This window comes from Edaphobacter sp. HDX4, assembly GCF_036877565.1.
Classification (GTDB): domain Bacteria; phylum Acidobacteriota; class Terriglobia; order Terriglobales; family Acidobacteriaceae; genus Edaphobacter.
The window spans coordinates 85,418-104,347 of record NZ_JAEDXW010000021.1 but is presented as its reverse complement, the minus strand read 5'-3'; the positions used below and the strand labels follow the sequence as shown (position 1 = coordinate 104,347).

The window sequence follows — 18,930 nt, the reverse complement described above, 5'->3', positions numbered from 1 at the left end:
GATCGGCAGCACGCAGTCCCGTTATATTCTTCCGGTCGACTTCACGAATCCGGCCCTAGGAACATCGGTGCGGCTTCCCTACGCTCCAAACTCGATGGTGATGTCGAATGACGGTAGCTCGATTTATATGGGAACGCCGACGGAGTTAATGATCTTCAGTGCATCCACAAACAGCCTGACTCGCGAAGATGCATCAGTAGCCGGGCAGGTGCTGGCTATCTCACCGGATGGCGGCTCACTGGTCATCTCTGATCCCCGGAAGCAGCTGATCTACCTCTACGCGACGGCCTCGGGAAGCACCACCACCACCACCACCACGGGAACCGGAACGACAACCACGACTACGGCTACCTCGAATTACGGCGGCGTTGCGACCCACGCCCAGTTCACTCCAGACAACCAGACTGTCTACATCACTCTGGGAACGCCGGATCCGAGTGATCCTACGAATCCGGATAAGATCACTCCAACCAACCAGCTTCTGGTCCACTCGAGCTTCACCGGCTGGTCGCAGATCACGCTGCCCAATCCAGCGACAGATGTCGCGATCACAATTCCAAGCGTAGGAGCCTATCTCGCCGGCTCTCCGACTACGGGCCGCAGCTACTGCGCCAGCACTACCATCACCGGAACGGGTGCCAACCAACAGGTCACTGGAAACGACTTCTATCCTCTGGCTGATACCGAAACGATTACGACCGATCGATTGCTGGCAACCAATGACGGCAAGCACGTCGTTGGAGCGACCGCGAGCAACGGCGGAACGCTGTCCGATCTCGCGTTCAACAATCCGCTTCCTCCACCACCGCCAGCCGGAGATCCCAACAATCCAACCAGTGGCTCTGCAAGGACGGGCCCCTGCCCAACGGTAGTGGCACCGGACTACTTCACCCAGTTCCGGGGGGCCCTGAACACCTATCCGCTCGGCGTTACTCCGACCAAGATCACGGGCGTGATCCCAACGTCGAACTCGAACCTTGCGTTTGTCACCTACACGGGCAGTGGTTCGCTTCCCGCATATTCACCTGCCAACGGAACAGTGACTCAGATCAACCTCACGGGAGCCACGGCGCCCGTTGCAGGAACGATCAGTTCGGATGACCTGACGCTCTACATTGGAACCTCAGGCGATAACAAAGTCCATCTCATCAACACGAAAACGCTCGCTGACGATCCGACCAAGGTCATCAGCCCCAAGCTGCCGCTGTACATCAACAACAGCGACGATCCTTCCACCATCGTTACGCCAAACCTGCTGGTCCAGCACCCACGGAAGGCGACGTCCTAGGCGACGCATTTTCGGAGCACAGAAGCAAAGCCCTCTTTGAGAGGGCTTTGCTTCTGTGCGATCAATAATAGTCAGCCCAGTCGCTGCTTCAGCAGGTCCCGGGCGATGGCGTCCAGAACGCCGTTGAGGAAGTGGATGGACTCTGGTGCGGCATAGCGCCTGGCAACCTCGAGCGACTCATTGATGACGATAGCAGCGGGAGTGTTGGGGCTCCCCATCATCTCCGCAACGGCGGCGCGGAGCAGATTCCGGTCGACAACAGCCATCCGCTCGAGTCGCCAGTTCTGGGCATGAGCCTCAATCAGCTTGTCAATCTCCGGCTGCTTCGTGGTGGCCACCCGATATATGTCTTCAGCGAAGGCCCGTGTGTCGTCGTCCACATCATCGCGTGAATCCCAGAAGAGCTTTGCGACCTGTTCCGGCGTATGTTTGCCAAGGTCTCCCTGGAAGAGCATCTGCATGGCTAATTCCCGGGACTTGCGTCGTGTTCCCATTACTTTCCTTCCTGTGGCCTGCGGAGCTTCTGCTGGATGGAAACCATCTCGATCGCCGCAACGGCAGCCTCGAACCCTTTGTTGCCTGCCTTGACCCCAGCGCGATCCAATGCCTGCTCCAGCGTCTCGCAGGTCAGTACGCCAAAGGCGTGGGGGATTCCGGTCTCCTGTTGCGACTGGCCAATTCCACGAGCAACCTCGTTGTAAATTGCCTCATAGTGGGCGGTTTCGCCGCGCAGCAGGCAGCCCAACGTAATGATCGCATCGAATCTCTTCGTCTCGGCCAGCTTCCGCGCGGCAGAGGGGATCTCCCATGCGCCAGGCACCCGCACCATCTCTACATCTGTCCTGCCTGCCCCGCTCCGGTACAAGGCGTCGAGCGAGCCCTGGAGCAGACGATCCGTGATGACAGCGTTCCAGCGTGCGGTCACGATAGCAAAACGCATGCCCTGCGCTGATAGGTCTCCCTCGATCGCTGCAGGTTTGCCGTGCAGGGGGTTTTCTGATTGCCAGAAGCCGAGTGACAGGCCGTCAGAAGCCCCGTCCTTCAAACTGACAGTGAAGAGACGGCTGTTCCAGTGGGTCAGCTCCGGCTTCGTCAGCAGCGCTGCAACCTCCTCGGTGCGGTAGTTGGCCAGCATCCACTTTTCTACAGCCGCATGAACAGCATCGAGACCAGTCACTTCGATCAGAATGGGCGGAACGGAGGGGGCTCGGCCCGTGACTAACTCCAGATTCCCGAGCGGCGCAAGTAAGGCTAGTCCGCGCCCATTTTCATCCTCCCAGCCCTTCCCTTGTTCGAAACCGAGGTCCAGCATAAGCCGCCCGAACTTATCGAGAGCTTCGGCGGAGGCCACCTCACGAACCAGCGTCATTCCTTTGATCATGAGTTAGATTGTATCGTTGTCGTACAAAGGATCCTTCGCCTCTGCGGGTGCGTCGAAGGAGTCAAATGGGTCCATAACTCGCAGAAGGAGATCTTATGTCCCAGACTCTTCCGTTCGAAACGCTGGCCTGTGAGATCGAGGATCAGATTGCAGTTGTGACGTTGAACAGACCGCAGGTTCTCAACGCTTTGAACGGTCAGGTCTTCACTGACCTCAAAGAGATCTTCGCGCAGTTGGAGGATGACCCGGCGGTCCGCGTCATTCTTCTTACCGGGGCCGGAGAAAAGGCCTTTGCCGCTGGAGCCGACATCAACGAGTTGGCTGGCATCGGATGTTCCCTGGGCCAGGATCTGTCCCACCGAGGACAAGGTGTCTTCCGTCAGATTGAGACCTGCGGTAAGCCCGTGATCGCCCTGATCAATGGCTATGCACTTGGAGGCGGTTGTGAGCTTGCCCTCGCCTGCACTTTACGACTTGCCTCCAGCAGCGCCGAGTTCGGCCAGCCAGAGGTCCGCCTCGGACTGATTCCCGGCTATGGCGGTACCCAGCGCCTTCCGCGCCTGATTGGCTCATCTGCAGCGTTGAAGCTTCTGTTAACCGGTCAGCGGATCGACGCCAGCGAGGCTCTGCGACTCCGGCTGGTCGATGAGGTTGTGGAACCGGCCGAGCTTATGGCTCGGGGAAAAGAACTCGCCCGGTCCATTCTGGCCGTTGCTCCACTGGCCGTATCCGCCTGTATTCAGGCCGTCTACGAAGGTGCGGACCGCGGCCTGGAGTCCGCTTTACGACTGGAAAGCACCATCTTCGGTCACCTTTGCGATACAAAAGACAAGATCGAAGGTACGCGGGCCTTCCTCGAAAAGCGCCCGCCTCAATGGACTGGCAGTTAGCCGGAAGGCGTCAGGAAATGGCCCGAAAATCTTGATATGCTGATAACTGATATGTCCATCTTCATCGGACGATCCCGTTGCGCGATCGTCCTTGCCAGCGCCCTCACTCTTCCGCTTGTGCTAGCCGGTTGCAAAAGCAATTCCGGTTCAGCCGCTGCCCCCATGCTCCCAGAACAACGGCGGGACGTACTCGATGCCGCTCGGCAACAGATGGAGCTGATCCCTCCACCTACCAAGAGCCGTTATATGGCCGTCCGAAGCCTGACCGAATGGCAGAACCCCTACCTTACGGTTCAGGGTGGCATGGTAACTCTTCATGTTCTGATTGCAGACGCGAACACCAGCCCGCTGGGTGTCGGTGGCCTGCTCCGGCCTGTCAACGCTCGCCGACGCAATCTTGATGTACGCCTTAACGATCTTCCTACGGCTTTGAATGCCATTCCCGAGAACGCGTGGCCCTACGGTCGCGTTGTCGCCGTCGAAGAGGCCCATGAAGTGCCGGTCAACGCCAGGCCGCAGATCCGCCGCAACGTGGAGATGGTGTTTAAGACCCTGGGAGATCTCGGGGTGGTTGCCTACGAGTGGAACGACAACGGGCGAGGTTTGTAGCTCGATCCAAAGCGGAATGCTCTCGACGACAGCTTCCGCTGGAAAGCTTCCAGCCCCCCGTCTTCTTAGTGCATGTGCTCCTGATGAGATAGGATGCTGTTATTCCAAATCCATTCGGAGAACTGCTGATTGCATCCAATCGCGCTGGCTGTGTTCTGCCTCTTCTTTTTGCTGGTCACCCTGGCAGGGTTCTGGGCAGCACGCTGGCGTCGTCCAGCCTCAGGCATTGCCTCGCTTGAAGAGTGGGGACTCGCCGGCCGCAGTTTTGGCACCTGGATCACCTGGTTTCTGATCGGCGGCGATCTCTACACTGCATACACGGTCATTGCCGTACCAGCAGCTCTCTATGGTGCCGGAGCCGTAGGCTTCTTCGCCGTACCCTACGCTGTCATCGCCTATCCATACATGATGGTAGTGCTGCCCCGTCTCTGGCGCGTCTGCCATCGACATGGGTACGTTACCTTCGCCGACTTCGTCAATGGCCGTTATGGAAATCGCTGGCTCACGATAGCGATCGCGATCACCGGAGTGTTGGCGCTGATGCCCTACATCGCGCTTCAACTGGTGGGTATGAAGGTGGTGATCGCCGCCATGGGACTGCACGGGGAGTGGCCGCTCGCAGCCGCATTCATCATCCTTGCAGCCTATACGTACTCGAGCGGTCTGCGGGCGCCCGCGGTGATCGCGATCGTCAAGGACCTGATGCTTTACGTCATGGTGCTGGCTGCAATCATCATTATCCCGATCAAGCTCGGCGGCTATGCCCGCGTCTTTCAGCTGGCCAACCAGGCACTGGCCACACACACTCCTGCAGCCACCATCTTCCTCAAACCTGGCCAGTTTCTGGGATATTCCACGCTCGCAATCGGTTCCGCCCTCGCACTGATGCTTTACCCCCACACGGCCACGGCAGTTCTGTCTGCCAACAACGCGAACGTAGTCCGGCGCAATGCGGCGATGCTACCGGCTTACAGCTTTCTGCTTGGCCTGGTCGCCCTGCTTGGGTATCTCGCGCTCGCGGCGGGTGTTAAAGCTCCCGATACAAGCTCGGCTGTACCCCTGCTGTTCATGCGATCGTTCCCAGAGTGGTTCGCAGGCTTCTGCCTTGCAGCCATTGCCATAGGAGCCCTCGTTCCCGCGGCAATCATGTCAATCGCGGCATCCAATCTCTTTACCCGCAATCTGTATGGAGCGCTTGTCTCGCGGAGAATGCTCCCCAGCGAAGAGTCCGCCATGGCGAAGATTGTCTCCCTGGTGGTCAAGTTTGGCGCACTTATCTTTGTTCTCTATCTCCCAACGCCGTATGCGATTGAGATGCAGTTACTCGGCGGGATCTGGATGTGCCAGCTCGTTCCTTCCATCGTCGTCGGAGTTTTTACACGATGGTTCCACCCCTGGGCGCTACTCGCCGGGTGGGCTGTGGGGATGACCTCTGGCACCGCTATGGCTGCGTCTCTGCACCTCAAGAGCTCAGTCTATCCCTTGCACCTGCCCGCCTGGCTTGGCGGGACATGGGCCATGTATGCCGCTGTTCCAGCGTTGCTGCTGAATCTGGCGATCTCGGTGCTTTTGACTCTTCTCTTTCGTACCGTTGGACTGAACTCGGGGTCCGATTCGACCGACGCAGCCGCCTACGTAGGTTGAACATTCTCGATCATGCCTTCGTTGCGATACCCCTGAAACGAGCATCCTACTAGCGGAACCGATCTGCCAAGGAGACCATTGTGAGCACACGTTCGAGGTCCATCATCAAGGGTGCCATCGCCGGATTGCTTGGCGGCATCGCCGCCACTGCCGCGAAGTCGGCTGTTGAGAGACTCTACCCTCCGAAATTGCACGGCGAATTGGAGCCTGCAGCCGCTCCTGTCCAAATTGCTGCCAGGGGACCCCTCGCCATGGTGCGAAGATCAGACGCGCTCGGGAATCATTGGGGGTTCGGAGCGGTGGCGGGAGCAGCCTACGGCGCGGTGGCGGAGTATTACCCTTCTGCAACATCCAAACAGGGAGCAAGCTTCGGAATGGCCCTTGTTGCTCTGAGCCATGATACGAGGCTGGCGGCCATTGGACTCGCTGCCAAAGCCGAGGCGCGAACTTCTCGCGAACGTAACAGCGAGCTCGCTTCAAACGTCGTCTATGGGGTGGTCACGGAGACCGTTCGCCGGATTGTTCGCAGAATGATCGACTGATCCTTGGCTGCTGAATAAAGCTTCACTGCTGGCCAGGGATATGGTCTTTGGTCTTGCTCCAGTCCGCGACCAGAGCATCGACCACTACATGTCCAACGCGATAAGCCGTATCCAGAGATGGCATGTACGCGCTGTACTGCCTGATCTTGGTCTCGGCCAGGCTCTCGGCTGCCGTGGCGCCCTCTCGTTGCTGATCGTAGTTCGATGCCGTACGCAGGACCAGGACGCGGTGAATGTCGACCTTACCCGCTCTGGCCAGCCACGTAAGCGACTGCAACGTCCCGGTATCTTCCATACCGCAGACTGCGTAGGTGCTTTTTCCGTCAGTCTGATAGCTGACCCAATCGTGTGCCCACTGACTCATCAGCTTGCCGTGCCAGAAAGTGGAGGCGGAGAGATTCCCTCCTCGCAAAACAAATGGCGGACGCTGGGCAGCCGCAGGCGCAAACTGCAGCCTCCTCTCCTTCATCCCTGCGTTGTCCTCGAGCTTGATGCCCTTTGTCAGACCGAACGCCCAATCCAATAAAGCGGGATTTAACTGATAGACGTTCCCATCATCCCCGAACCTTGCCTGCCTAGGCTGTTCGTAAGGAACGGACTTCCCCAAAGGAACATAACCGGTCTTCCAGTCGTTCGGTATCTCCCGGGCGTCAATCTCGTGAGCGAGGTCGCCGTCGACGACGTAATCGGCCCAGACGGCAGAACCAAGCGAACCCATGTGCGGATCGATTCCAGCGATACCGGCGATCACAAAGTAAGCGTGGGTGAGATCGAACCGGGGATCATGGCCTAAAGCCATGATCGTAGCTGCAGCCCGAGCTGTACCAACTCCGGTTACCACCCCAAGTACACCGTCTTCGTTCATGCGGACGTCGTGGTATCCCTCCGGGAGGGGAAACACCTTGTCCAGGTGCTCACGTTCCACCCAGTACTGGTATTCGCCAGGAGCATCGCCCGTGTCGGCCCCCACCTCGAACATATTCACTACAACTACTTTCACTTCGATGGCCTTCTGAGGAGTCTGAGCGAAGACACACGTCGCCACAAACAACGAAAGGAGGGGAAAAAGCGGTCGCATACCTGATCTTAACTCAGGCTGATCGCACTGGTGCTACCTCGAATTAGACGCCCTTCTTTTGGGGCTCCCAGATGAACTTGTGGATTTGCAGCGAGAGGCGCGCAGGCAAACCGTCCTCGAGCATCCATTCAACCAGTTTTCGCGGATCAAGAGCCATATTGTCAGCAGTACGGATCGGGCTCGGAATCTTCTGGAACGCCGGGGAAATCAGAATGTGTCCCGCTTTTGTCTCCAAAGCGTGCTCGCGAATAAAAGTTCGTGCGAACTCGTAGTCCGCCCGATCGGAGATGACGAACTTGACCTCGTCGTTCTTCGTAAGGGTGTCGAGATTCTGCATGCGAAAGGTGTTCGCAGCAGCGCCGGCTCCTGGACACTTCACATCCACAATCTTGTGAACTGCCTTCGGAACCTCGTCGAGGGGGCGTTCCCCGGAGGTCTCGATCATCAGGGTGTAGTCCTGTGCCAGAAGCCGCTCCATCAGCGGGATAAGTTCACGCGCCTGCAGCATGGGCTCGCCCCCCGTGAACTCAATGAGCCTGCAGGGAGCCAGCGCTTCGATTTCGCTGACGATCTCATCCTGAGTAAAGGGCTTACCGCCTGTGAAGGTGTACTCGGAGTCGCACCACGCGCAGCGCAGGTTACATCCCGCCAATCGTACGAAGATACACGGCACTCCGGCGAAGGATGACTCTCCCTGCACAGACTTGTAGAGCTCTATAAGGTGCATGATTCAGTTACTCGTAGAAGCGTGCGAAGCTGGTATCGGTCTCGTACAGGGTGCAATCTTTTACTCGTACCCGGCCCTCGGTCATGTCCCGAAGCTGCTTGGTCGTCTCCTGATAGAAGTAGCGGGCCAGATTCTCAGCGGACGGATTGACAGTGGTGAAGGGTTCGAGGTCATTGATCATCTGGTGATCGAGATAATCCACGACAGGCCGCATTACCTGCTTCAGTAACTTGAAATCAAGAAGCAGACCGGCTTCGTCCAACTCTTCGCCGATCAGCGTGACAAAGACGCGATAGTTGTGGCCGTGCGGATTCTCGCACTTGCCGCGATAGTTGCGGAGGTAGTGGCCGGAGGAGAATCCAGCTTCTACAGTCACTTCAAACATGGTCTTTCCGATACCTTTCAGCGGGCTGCGCAATGATGAAGGAAGAAAAGGGCGCAAGCCTCAGCCTGCACTTATTGTACCGGTTTCGCCACGGTCAGGGTTTACGCCTGCGCAGGCGATCCTCCTCGGCTCGCCTCTCCGCCTGCTCGAACAAGGAGGAAAGAATGCCTCCCAGGGCGACGATCAACGCAAGCACCAGCAGAGCAAGTCCCATCGTCCGCCACAGGGAGATATCTCCCGGCGATCCTGGCTGCTGCGCAATATTGGTGTAGGCCACTCCGCAGGAGATAAGTGCGAGCGCAAAGAGCGTCGCAGCGAGGATATAGAGATTGCGTCCCATCGATTCCTCTATTCTACGGCTCGCTCGAAGAATCGTTCGACATCGCTGATGTCATCCGTTCGCCTGTACGGGGGCAGACTGTCAAGGAAGATGCGGCCGTAGCGCTGGCGCTGAATGCGGGGATCGAGAAGCATCAGAACCCCACGGTCCTCCAGCGAACGGATCAGCCGGCCAAAGCCCTGCTTCAACGTTATGACCGCATTCGGAATCTGGTAATCAAAGAATGGCTTGCCGCCCGACTCTTCAATCGCGCGCATTCGCGCCTCCACCACGGGATCAGTGGGAACAGCAAACGGAAGCCGGTCAATTATGACGCAGCTTAGCTGTTCCCCCTGTACGTCCACGCCCTGCCAGAAGCTCGAGGTACCGAACAAAACCGCGTTCGGAGTGTCGCGGAACTGCTGCAGGAGAACATGGCGCGGCGCACTTCCGTGCAACAGTAAAGGAAACGGCAGTTCCGCCAGCATGCGCTCGTAGATCGTCCTCATCTGGCTGTAGCTGGTAAACAGGCAGAACGCACGGCCGCGGGTGATCTCGAGCACTCGACGGATGCGCTCCGCAGCTCGGTCGGTAAAGTCCGGCTCCCGAGGGTCTGGCATCGTAGGAGGAAGATAAAGCAGCGCCTGCCGCTCATACTGGAAGTGCGATGGCACAATCAGCTCGCGGGCTGTGACCAGTCCTAAGCGCTTACGTATATGTTCGAAACCACCCGAGACTGTCAGGGTCGCCGAAGTCAGCACCACGGTCGAGTAGCTGTCGAAGAGAGCAGTGGACAACAGCTCCGACACGTCGATCGGCGTGGCCTGCAGATGCGTATTGAAAGCCGTATTGCCATAGCCCCGTGCAAGACTGCGCACGCCACCGGTGGCACGACGCTCAATCCAGAAGACCGTATTGTGATCCGTCGATTCCAGCAGAAAGGCAAGATGAGCACGGATATCGGCGGCCCTTTTGCGCAGCCCTGCGGACTCTTCCACGTTCTTTACCCGCTCCAGCTCACCCTCCAGCCGGGTCAGAGCGTTCAGCGTAGAAGTGTAGTAATCGCCGCTCTCCTCAAGGAAGTCCGCACGATGCAAAAACGGCATCCGACCCGGTCCACGCGTATCGTCCGGAAGGGCCGAGAAGAACATCTTCGAACGGCTTTGCAAGCTGGAGCAAGCGCTCTCGATCGCAGAAGTGGACGCCTGCTTGGCTCGCAGCATGATCTCGACATCGCGCACGAGTTCATCCACGCGCTGGGTGCTCAGACCGATCCCGAAGTAGTTGGAGGCGACCTCTTCCAGTTCGTGGGCTTCATCGAAGACCACCGCCACCGCTTCCGGCAAAATACCTGCATCCGGAGCGTTTCCCGCCTGTTGCTTGATGCTGAGATCAGCAAAGAAGAGGTGATGGTTCACAATGACGATGTCCGACTCGAGAGCCTTGCGCCGCATTGCGGTGATAAAACAGCGCTCCCAGTCGGGGCAACTCTGCCCAAGGCAGGCTTCCGTGCGGGCGTCGATCTTGTGCCAGAGCGCAGAGGTCTCGGGCAAAACATCAATCTCCGCCCGATCTCCGGTCTCCGTCGTCTTCTCCCACGCGGCGATCTGATGAAACTGTTCGATCTCTTCAAGTCCATTGAGCAGCGGATTGTCACGCAGTGCATACAGTTTGTGCCGGCAGAGATAGTTCCCACGGCCCTTCATGTAACAGACCTTCAGTGGACCCAGTAGCGATTCCAGAAACGGGACGTCTTTGAAGAAGAGCTGCTCCTGCAGGTTCTTTGTTCCCGTGGAGATAATGATTCTTTGCTGATGCTCCCGAGCCTTGCGTAGTGCGGGAACCAGGTACGCCAGCGTCTTGCCTGTTCCTGTACCGGCCTCCACAATCAGGTGACGCTTGTCTTCAAATGCCTTCTCCACGGCACGCGCCATCTCGTACTGACCCCGTCGGTGCTCAAAGGCCAGCGACGAACGGGAAAGAATTCCACCCGGCGCAAAGAACTCATGCAGTGACGGCAGCCTCTCGCCGGGTTGGAGTGGCGGAGGCAAAATCGGGATGGACGTAGGCGCGGACAAGGCGAAGAAGCAGCAAAGAGCTTGCTGGTTTCTATAATAGACAGGTTGCGTTCCGCCGCTTGCTGAGTGGCGATTTTGGAGTGACCTCGTTGGCGACCCCTGCGAGGAGAAAGCTGGAACTTACCGGTGGCAAAAAACGATCAAAAACGGCTCGGGAAAAAGCATCGCCAGGCCACCACGCGTCCCAAGAAGGGGCGATCTCCCAAAATCGCTCCCACGACGGGGGCAGTCGATCCTCGTAAGCGCAAGCAGCTTGCCTCCAAAAAGGCGGCGGCAGAGAAGCTCAAGAGGGTTCCCCGAAAGTCGCCGGAGCGTGAGGCACGGGTTACTCTTCGGGGAGATCAGAGGCGTCCTCCCGTAAGCGTTAGACCGGTGCCCGTAGGCCCGGGCGCCGAAGCCGATGAAGTCGAGGAGCAACAAGCCTGGCATCAGGCTGAGGTCAATGCATCCCGATACAGCACTGACCAGGATGCGCCCCATACGCAATCTCCCCTGATTGCGGTCTGCGGAAGACCAAACGTCGGCAAATCGACTCTCTTCAACCGTCTCACCGGATCGCGTCGATCCATCGTCGGCGACGAGCCGGGCATCACCCGCGATCGCATTTACGGTGAGATTGAGTGGGCCGGCAGGCAGGTTCGCGTAGTCGACACCGGCGGCGTCGTTCCCGATGACGAAGCCCTGATTCCCAGTGAGATATTCCGCCAGGCCCAGGTCGCTCTCTCTGAAGCCGATGCCATCGTCATGGTGGTCGACGGCCGCACCGAGTTGGCAGCGCCGGATATCGAACTGGCGCGTCTACTGCTGCGTGGCGGAAAGCCGATCTTTCTTGCTGTCAACAAGATGGACTCGGCGGAGCTGCTCGCAGGAGCGGAAAACTTCCGCAGTCTCGGTCTACGCAACGTTCTTCCCATCTCAGCCGAGCACGGAACCGGGGTAGGAGACTTACTGGATGAGGTCTTCGCTGCTCTACCTGTCGAGACCGTGGCTGAGGAACCGACCGATGTCATGCTGACCGCCGAGGATGAGATGGCAGAGGACGAAGATGGTCCCGCTCCGGTCCGCAAGCTCCGCACACACGGCGAGTACGAGCAGAGCGAGACCAAGATTGCCATCATCGGTCGCCCAAACGTAGGCAAGTCCACCCTGCTGAACGCGCTTACGGGGACCAGCCGAGCTATCGTGTCCCCCATCGCCGGAACTACCCGCGACGCAGTCGACGAGGTCGTCGAGCGAGGAGGTCACAGATTCCGCTTCGTCGATACCGCCGGCATCCGGCGCAAGGGCAAGACAAAACTGATGGCCGAGAAGCTGTCGGTCATCATGGCGCGCAAGCATCTGGAAGCAGCCGACGTCTCTCTCCTCCTGATTGACGCGACCGAAGGGGTCGCTGCGCTAGACGCGAACATCGGCGGCTACGCCCACGAGAGCGGCAGGAGCGTGATTATCGTCGTCAATAAATGGGATGCCGTCACGACAGCAAGAACCGACGGCAAAGCGCCTGCCGACAAGAAGGTGTACGAACAGCAGGTCCGGGATGCATTGAAGTATCTCGATTACGCTCCCCTGCTGTTTATCTCGGCCGCTGAAGGCAAGGGAGTTGATCAGGTCTTCAAAAAAGTTGAGCTGGTGGCTCGTGAACGACGCAAGCGGGTGTCCACCGGGAACATGAATCGTTTTCTGGAGCGCGTAGATTTCCAGAGAGCCTCCGTTCCTATGTCGAAGCGCGTCCGGATCTACTACATGACGCAGGCCGCGGTGGCTCCGCCAACCTTCGTGCTATTCACCGATAAAGACGTTAAACTGCACTTTGGCTTTGAGCGCTTCCTCGCCAATCAGATTCGCGAAAGCTTCGGCTTTATCGGCTCGCCCATCTGGTTCAAGGTTCGGGCCCGCAACAAGAAAGCTGCGGATTAGGCTACATTCTCCGCTCTCTTGAGTGAAGTCTCCTGCAGCCACAGATCCCAGGCCGCGAGGGCCCGCTCACACTGGATGCGATGGCGCTCCTTCTTGTCCCGGATCTTTTTCCGCAGATCCTCTTCAAGAGGGAGCAGGAGATCGAACGTTACATTGGCAGGCTGGAAGTTCCTGGCTTCGCTATGAGTGATGTAGTGCATCAGAGACCCGTGTGCGCTGATACGCGGTGCCGGGACAGGGGTTTGCCCATGCGCCAGCGCCGCAGCGAAACGGCCGGCAAGCAGGCCTCCGGCAATGGATTCCGTGTAACCTTCGACGCCGCTGAGCTGGCCCGCAATCAGAATGTTCGGGTGAGCCCGCAGTGCGAGAGTCTCAGTCAGCACGGTAGGGGAGTTGATGTAGGTATTTCGGTGTATCTGACCCCAGCGCAAGAAATTCGCGTTCTCGAGTCCAGGGATCAGGCGAAGCACACGAGCCTGTTCGCCGTACTTCAGGTGATTCTGGAATCCGACAAGGTTGTAGGAATCCGCTCGGAGATTCTCCTGGCGTAGCTGAACGACAGCATAGGGCCAGCGTCCCGTCTTCGGATTCGTCAGGCCCGCGGGTTTCATGGGGCCAAAGCGCAGCGTGTCCCGGCCCCTCCGAGCGATCTCCTCGATCGGGAGACAGCCCTCAAAGTACTTCGCGTCTGCACCCGAGACATCGGAACCTGGTATCCGCTCCCACTCCTTCGCCGGAACCATCTCGGCGCTCGATAATGCGTCGATGAAACGGTCATACTCTTCCTTGGTGAAGGGGCAGTTGATGTAGTCGGCCGTTCCTTTGTCCCAGCGTGCCGCAAAGTAGACCTTATCCATGTCGATCGTGCTGGCATCGACGATGGGAGAGATGGAATCGTAAAAGGCGAGATGCTGCGATCCGGTAAGCCTCTGCAGCTCGGCCACAAGAGCCGGTGAGGTAAGCGGTCCGGTTGCAAGAACGGTAATCTCGTCTGCCCGCTCGCCAAGGCTCGTAACCTCTTCTCGAACGACCGTGATGCGCGGATTCTGCTCAATCAGTGCAGCCACCTTTGCGGAAAACTCCACACGGTCGACTGCCAAAGCATGCCCGGCCGGAACAGCACTATCGTCCGCCGCAGCTAGCAAAAAGGAGTTGGCTCTACGCATCTCCTGCTTCAACAGCCAGGGAGCCGAATTTTCGCTTTCGGACTTCAGAGAGTTGGAACAGACGAGTTCGGCGAAGTCAGATGTCTGGTGAGCCTCAGTAGACCGTATCGGTCGCATCTCATACAGGGTTACATCACAGCCCATCCACGCCGCCTGCAGGGCAGCTTCCGGGCCAGCAAGGCCTCCGCCGATCACTTTGATCTTCTTCATCATGTCTATTGTCTCGCGGATGAGAGTACCGGAGCGTGGGTCGCTAGAGGAGGAGGCCGATCGCAACACTCATGGCGGGGAAATGGGCGAACTTGCTCTTCTGCTCCAAGCGGACATCCACCGCAAACGCATGCTACTCTTACCTTCCTCCCCAAAGGTTAACCGGGCCCCGTTCCTATTCCTTGGAGGTAGTAATGAACTTATTCCGCAAACGGGCGTCAGCCAAAATGGCTGGCCGACGACAGTCTGGATCTTCAATCTCGAACATCCTCACATTTGCAGCATTGGCAACGACTCTTGTGGCCGCACAAGCCGCCAGGGCTGACTCGTACAGCTTCTCCTTCACGGGTGGAGGTCTCAGTGGTTCGGGCACCATCGTAGTCTCGAACGCCCCGGTTCCCGGCGTACCCGGCGGATATCAGATCACAGGAATCAGCGGAACTTTCTCAGATTCCATTGCAAACTTCTCGGGCGCTATCACCGGCATCCAGCCGACTTCTCTGCCCTCCGGTATCAACCCCGACGGCACATTCATTCCGCCGGGCAGCCAGGCTGACGGGTTTGGCTTCTCTTATGACAACCTGTTCTTCCCCGGCGGAAATTCGCCGGCCGTATGCCCTCCCCCTGCGCCCGGCGACCCGGAGCCTCCCTATCCCTTCGGTGGCGGCGTGTTCGATATCTACGGCATGCTCTTCAACGTTGAGGGCGGCTACACCGTCGATTTGTGGAGCAACGGTGTGGTTCCCGGAGCAGGCCTCACCTACGGTGTCGGCGATGCGCTCAACGGGGTCGTGCTCAACACCTTTGGCGAGCCCTTCTCAGGCACCAGCGTGGATGTGACGACCGCTGCGACACCGGAGCCGGGTTCTCTCCTGCTTCTGGGAACCGGTCTTCCCGGCCTGCTGATTGCGCTGCGGCGGAAGCTCGGGCCGTCGGCTGGCCGGACTGCCTAGAGCGTCACATCTGCTCGATTACGACCTGCGCGGACAGAACGGACCCTGCATCATCGGGCTACCTGTCTGCGCAGCCGTGGTCACTTCTTCATAGCGATCTATCTGTTCCCGCCGCTACTTTTGGATTTCCGTGGGCGGCCAGATCCTTGAGCGCATCACCGTCGATACGCATGATGCGCCACTGCTGGAGCATGTGCGCTCCCATCTGTTCATAGAAGTCGATCGCCATCTGGTTCCAGTCAAGAACATGCCATTGAAACCGATCGCCCCTTTCGAGAGCGATGGCAGCGAGACGGGCAAAGAGAGCTTTGGCGATGCCTCTGCGACGGAACCGGGGGCGAACGAAAAGATCCTCCAGATGGATTCCCGCGTTTCCGCGCCACGTCGAATAAAACGGAAAATAGAGCGCCATCGCCGCCGGTTCACCCGACCATTCGGCTATCAGGCACTGGAAGACTGGCCGCTCGCCGAAGCCGTCGCGCACAAGGTCTTCAGCGGTGGCGATAGCCTCCTCAGGCTGCCGCTCATACTCGGCAAGCTCCCGGATGAAGATCAGCATCTCGGGAACGTCAGCAGGAGTGGCCTCGCGAATAGTCAGTGGTGACGGGGACCCCTCTGGTGAATCGCCGGTCAATTGCTCAGGTACGTTCATAACACCTTTAGGGATTGGTACTGGAACCAGCTTTCGTGGCGGCTTTCTGTGCCGAGAGCCACTTATTGAAGGGAAGGGAGAAGGCGAAGAGCTCCTTGCCGCCAGAGGTGTGGATCATTTTGATATAGATCTCCGCTCCCTTCAGGGGCGGGTCATCGAGGTCTTTGACGTCATAAAACAAGTAACCGGCTACCGTCGAATGAGCGGTTACGGTCGTTGTCTTGAATCCGAAGTCCTCATCATCCTGGGTGATCTTTTTGTCGATAGGGGGTGCATGCCTGGAAATCGGTATGGGGATGATAGGAACTTTGCGTCCTACAGCATCTTTGGTCGAAAAAAGCCGCCGATTGATGTCGTCCAGGGTCGCCGCGGGATATTTGTCCCGGTTGGCAGTGATGAACTGCATCCGGGCCTCGCTAAGGTCGAGCGGGGCGTCAGAATCGTTAGTAACAATCACGCGGACCGGGATGAGCGAGTGCCGGATGTAGGGCAATCGGAAGAAGTCGCAGTTCTGCGGCTCGGTACAGGGGTCGATCGCGACGGTAACATGCTCCTGCGGATGAGTCTCGAAGACTGGATACTGATTCGCGGGCTCTGGTGGCGGAGCCTTTTTGCCACCTGCAAAGACAACAGTCGAGAGCGCCACCCCAAAGAGGGCGAACAGAAGTGACGTTCGTAACATAAGGCGGATGTAGGGTTTCATCGCTAAGTTGATTATCATCTTCGCTGGTGGACCTGGTAAAGCAAGGGGACGGGCTCGGTTGATTCTTGCGGTTTATAGCGCGCTGCTGGTTGTAACTCTGGTACTGAGCGCTCCGTGGTGGCTGGTACGTATGGCAACCAGCGGGCGATACCGTGCTGGCCTGGCGGGTCGCCTGGGAAAGGTTCCAGCATGCCTGGCGGAGGCAGCTGCCGGACGAAGAGTCATCTGGCTGCATGCGGTCTCAGTCGGAGAGGTGATGGCAGCGACAGAATTGGTCGAGGAACTGCACAATGCTTTGCCGGAGTGGGTCATTGCTGTCTCTACTACGACTGAGACGGGCCAGCGATTGGCGCGTGAGCGATTCGGAGCCCGATCGCCCGTTTTCTATCTGCCTTTCGACTTCGCGGTCCTGATTCGCCGCTATCTGCGTGCGCTCCACCCCGAAATGGTGGTGCTTATGGAAAGCGAGCTTTGGCCAAACCTGATGGACGTGTGCTTTTCCCAGGGAATCGCTCTTGCGGTGGTCAATGCGAGGGTATCGGATCGTTCCCTGCCTCGCTATCTACGACTGAAGACATTGTGGCGGCCCCTGCTGATGCGGGTGTCGCTGTTTCTGGCCCAGAGCGAAGAGAATGGCAGCCGGCTGGTCAGGATCGGAGCACCAGAAGACCGGGTCAAAGTAACGGGCAATCTTAAATACGACGTAAAAGCTCCCGGCGAGAATGCTATGACAAGCCTGCTGCAGGAACATCTCCCGACCGATGCCAAGGTGGTGATTGCAGGAAGCACCCTCGACGGCGAGGAAAGGATGTTGCTGGCAGCGTGGCCCCGGGTGCTGGAGGAAGAGCCTGAGAGCATTCTGGTCATCGCCCCGCGCCGGCCGGAACGGTTCGGCACCGTGGCGACCCTGGTGGAGTCTTCAGGCTTCGATGTCGTGCGCGCAAGCGAGCTTCGCGGAGGAGGAGGCGTGAGGAGGCGCGAGGGTGTGATTCTTCTGGACACGATCGGCGACTTGGCATCGGTATACTCCCTGGGCAGAGTGGCGTTTGTCGGCGGAAGCCTTGTGAAGATGGGCGGCCATAATCCGCTGGAGCCAGCTCGGTTTGGAGTCCCGATCGTGATGGGGAGATCGAGCGAGAACTTCCGTGAGATTGTCGATGCGATGAAGGCTGCGAACGCAATCAGGATCATCGAGACGCACCAGATAGCAGGAGCTTTCGTCGAGCTACTGAGAGACGAAGAGAGCGCTCGCGCAATGGGCGAACACGAACGTCAGGTGTTCCGAGCACAGGCAGGAGCGACTTCCCGGACAGTTGCGTCACTGCTGGACCTGCTGGACAGGAAGGCGTCATGAGGCGAATTCGCCGGGGTCTGCTTCCCTTCTCTCCGCTGTATGCAGCGGTAGTGACGGCGAAGCGCCGGATGTACAGCCTGGGATGGCTGAAGCCGAAGCGGCTCACGTCGCCGGTCATCAGCGTTGGAAGCGTGTCCGCTGGGGGCGCAGGAAAGACTCCGATGGTGCTGATGCTCGCCACCATTCTGCGGAGACGTGGTTATGCAGTCAGCATCTTGACTCGGGGATACGGTCGAGCCTCCAACCTGATCGAGCGTGTGGACGCGTCTGACGATCCGGAGTGGCACGGAGATGAACCGGTACTTTTGGCACAACGTTCCGGAGCTCCGGTGTTTGCAGGCTCCGAACGATATAGCGCAGGTCTACTGGCGGAACAGGATCATCAGAACAATAAGGTCTCTGTGCATCTGTTGGACGATGGCTTTCAGCACCTTCGACTGGCACGCAATATCGACATCGTTCTGCTGACACTGGACGATCTGGAGGACCGGCTGTTACCGGCGGGGAACCTGCGTGAACCAATTGCCGCCATCGCGGAAGCAGACGTCGTGGTCGTGCGAGAAGAAGAGTGTAAGAGGTTGGAAGGCGTGCTAAACCAGTTGCAACAACAAGGTGCTGGTTTTCTAGTCTGGAAGATTCGCCGAACGCTCCAGATAGCAGAGGATGATGCGCGTCTACCCACGCTGCCTCTCGCGTTTTGCGGTATCGCGCGGCCCGAGAACTTCACCAGCATGCTGAAATCCTCCCGCTACGAACCGCTGGATACTGTGATCTTCCCGGACCACCATCGATATCGGGAACCAGACACGGCCCGCATACTGGATCGCGCGAGAGCACGAGGAGCCAATGGCTTTGTCACCACCGAGAAGGATGCGGTGAAACTAACTCCTGAGATGCGGGAGCGCCTGGAGGCGCTGGGGCCGTTGATCGTTGCCCGGCTAAACGTAGAGCTGGTTGACGAAAAAGATGCCCTGATGCAGCTGGTACAGATGGTCTCTCAGCTGGATCGCAGAAAGACGCGACAGCGGTCGTGA

Annotated in this window: 19 protein-coding genes; 9 read left to right on the top strand and 10 right to left on the bottom strand. The window is 58.4% G+C overall.

The window, feature by feature from the left end; all coding sequences use genetic code 11:
• On the top strand, positions 1–1,288 hold a 1,288-nt coding region (locus JAO29_RS18375), incomplete at its 5' end, for a hypothetical protein (protein WP_334269720.1).
• Between the two features lie 71 nt (positions 1,289–1,359).
• Here JAO29_RS18375 and nusB read toward each other — a convergent pair.
• Together nusB and ribH are read right to left on the bottom strand one after the other, a co-directional pair.
• Positions 1,360–1,782, bottom strand: coding sequence for a transcription antitermination factor NusB (nusB, locus tag JAO29_RS18370; RefSeq protein WP_334269719.1), 423 nt, complete (start codon positions 1,780–1,782; stop codon positions 1,360–1,362).
• Positions 1,782–2,669, bottom strand: a complete 888-nt coding sequence (gene ribH / locus JAO29_RS18365) for a 6,7-dimethyl-8-ribityllumazine synthase (protein WP_334269718.1) — start codon at positions 2,667–2,669, stop codon at positions 1,782–1,784. The genes nusB and ribH overlap by 1 nt, the downstream gene beginning before the upstream one ends.
• 95 nt (positions 2,670–2,764) lie before the next feature.
• Between ribH and JAO29_RS18360 the strand changes: the two genes are divergently transcribed.
• The 4 genes from JAO29_RS18360 (at position 2,765) to JAO29_RS18345 (ending at position 6,354) form a co-directional block, all read left to right on the top strand.
• Positions 2,765–3,559, top strand: coding sequence for an enoyl-CoA hydratase/isomerase family protein (locus JAO29_RS18360; protein WP_334269717.1), 795 nt, complete (start codon positions 2,765–2,767; stop codon positions 3,557–3,559).
• 36 nt (positions 3,560–3,595) lie between these two features.
• Positions 3,596–4,168 (top strand): hypothetical protein, encoded by a 573-nt coding sequence (locus JAO29_RS18355; protein ID WP_334269716.1) that lies wholly within the window; start codon positions 3,596–3,598, stop codon positions 4,166–4,168.
• A gap of 129 nt (positions 4,169–4,297) precedes the next feature.
• Entirely contained in the window at positions 4,298–5,812 is a 1,515-nt protein-coding gene (gene mctP, locus JAO29_RS18350) for a monocarboxylate uptake permease MctP (RefSeq protein ID WP_334269715.1), read from the top strand.
• 80 nt (positions 5,813–5,892) lie between these two features.
• Positions 5,893–6,354, top strand: a complete 462-nt coding sequence (locus JAO29_RS18345; RefSeq protein WP_334269714.1) for a DUF1440 domain-containing protein — start codon at positions 5,893–5,895, stop codon at positions 6,352–6,354.
• Positions 6,355–6,376: 22 nt separating this feature from the next.
• Here the strand turns inward: JAO29_RS18345 and JAO29_RS18340 are convergent, their stop codons facing one another.
• The 5 genes from JAO29_RS18340 to JAO29_RS18320 form a co-directional block, all read right to left on the bottom strand.
• The gene (locus JAO29_RS18340; protein WP_334269713.1) at positions 6,377–7,432 is read right to left on the bottom strand and encodes a purine nucleoside permease; all 1,056 of its coding nucleotides are present in this window, start codon (positions 7,430–7,432) and stop codon (positions 6,377–6,379) included.
• Positions 7,433–7,475: 43 nt separating this feature from the next.
• Positions 7,476–8,159: a 7-carboxy-7-deazaguanine synthase QueE gene (locus tag JAO29_RS18335; RefSeq protein ID WP_334269712.1), complete on the bottom strand. Its 684-nt coding sequence runs from the start codon at positions 8,157–8,159 to the stop codon at positions 7,476–7,478.
• 7 nt (positions 8,160–8,166) lie between these two features.
• On the bottom strand, positions 8,167–8,544 hold the full coding sequence (queD, locus tag JAO29_RS18330) for a 6-carboxytetrahydropterin synthase QueD (RefSeq protein ID WP_334269711.1): 378 nt from the start codon (positions 8,542–8,544) through the stop codon (positions 8,167–8,169).
• A 94-nt stretch (positions 8,545–8,638) separates the two neighbouring features.
• On the bottom strand, positions 8,639–8,884 hold the full coding sequence (locus JAO29_RS18325; RefSeq protein ID WP_334269710.1) for a hypothetical protein: 246 nt from the start codon (positions 8,882–8,884) through the stop codon (positions 8,639–8,641).
• Between the two features lie 8 nt (positions 8,885–8,892).
• Positions 8,893–10,797, bottom strand: coding sequence for an ATP-dependent DNA helicase (locus JAO29_RS18320; RefSeq protein WP_334269709.1), 1,905 nt, complete (start codon positions 10,795–10,797; stop codon positions 8,893–8,895).
• Between the two features lie 270 nt (positions 10,798–11,067).
• Between JAO29_RS18320 and der the strand changes: the two genes are divergently transcribed.
• Positions 11,068–12,858 (top strand): ribosome biogenesis GTPase Der, encoded by a 1,791-nt coding sequence (der, locus tag JAO29_RS18315; protein ID WP_334269708.1) that lies wholly within the window; start codon positions 11,068–11,070, stop codon positions 12,856–12,858.
• Here der and trmFO read toward each other — a convergent pair.
• Complete coding sequence (gene trmFO, locus JAO29_RS18310; RefSeq protein WP_334269721.1) at positions 12,855–14,234, bottom strand: methylenetetrahydrofolate--tRNA-(uracil(54)-C(5))-methyltransferase (FADH(2)-oxidizing) TrmFO; 1,380 nt, start codon at positions 14,232–14,234, stop codon at positions 12,855–12,857. The two genes, der and trmFO, sit on opposite strands and share 4 nt — an antisense overlap.
• A 194-nt stretch (positions 14,235–14,428) precedes the next feature.
• On the opposite strand from trmFO, the gene JAO29_RS18305 reads away from it, so the two are divergent.
• Positions 14,429–15,187: a PEP-CTERM sorting domain-containing protein gene (locus JAO29_RS18305; RefSeq protein WP_334269707.1), complete on the top strand. Its 759-nt coding sequence runs from the start codon at positions 14,429–14,431 to the stop codon at positions 15,185–15,187.
• 88 nt (positions 15,188–15,275) lie between these two features.
• On the opposite strand, the gene JAO29_RS18300 is transcribed toward JAO29_RS18305, so the two are convergent.
• Both JAO29_RS18300 and JAO29_RS18295 read right to left on the bottom strand, forming a co-directional pair.
• Positions 15,276–15,839: a GNAT family N-acetyltransferase gene (locus JAO29_RS18300; RefSeq protein ID WP_334269706.1), complete on the bottom strand. Its 564-nt coding sequence runs from the start codon at positions 15,837–15,839 to the stop codon at positions 15,276–15,278.
• Between the two features lie 7 nt (positions 15,840–15,846).
• Complete coding sequence (locus tag JAO29_RS18295; RefSeq protein WP_334269705.1) at positions 15,847–16,542, bottom strand: hypothetical protein; 696 nt, start codon at positions 16,540–16,542, stop codon at positions 15,847–15,849.
• Positions 16,543–16,600: 58 nt separating this feature from the next.
• Between JAO29_RS18295 and JAO29_RS18290 the strand changes: the two genes are divergently transcribed.
• Both JAO29_RS18290 and lpxK read left to right on the top strand, forming a co-directional pair.
• Positions 16,601–17,896, top strand: a complete 1,296-nt coding sequence (locus tag JAO29_RS18290; RefSeq protein WP_334269704.1) for a 3-deoxy-D-manno-octulosonic acid transferase — start codon at positions 16,601–16,603, stop codon at positions 17,894–17,896.
• Positions 17,893–18,930: a tetraacyldisaccharide 4'-kinase gene (lpxK, locus tag JAO29_RS18285; protein ID WP_334269703.1), complete on the top strand. Its 1,038-nt coding sequence runs from the start codon at positions 17,893–17,895 to the stop codon at positions 18,928–18,930. Before JAO29_RS18290 ends, lpxK begins: the two co-directional genes overlap by 4 nt.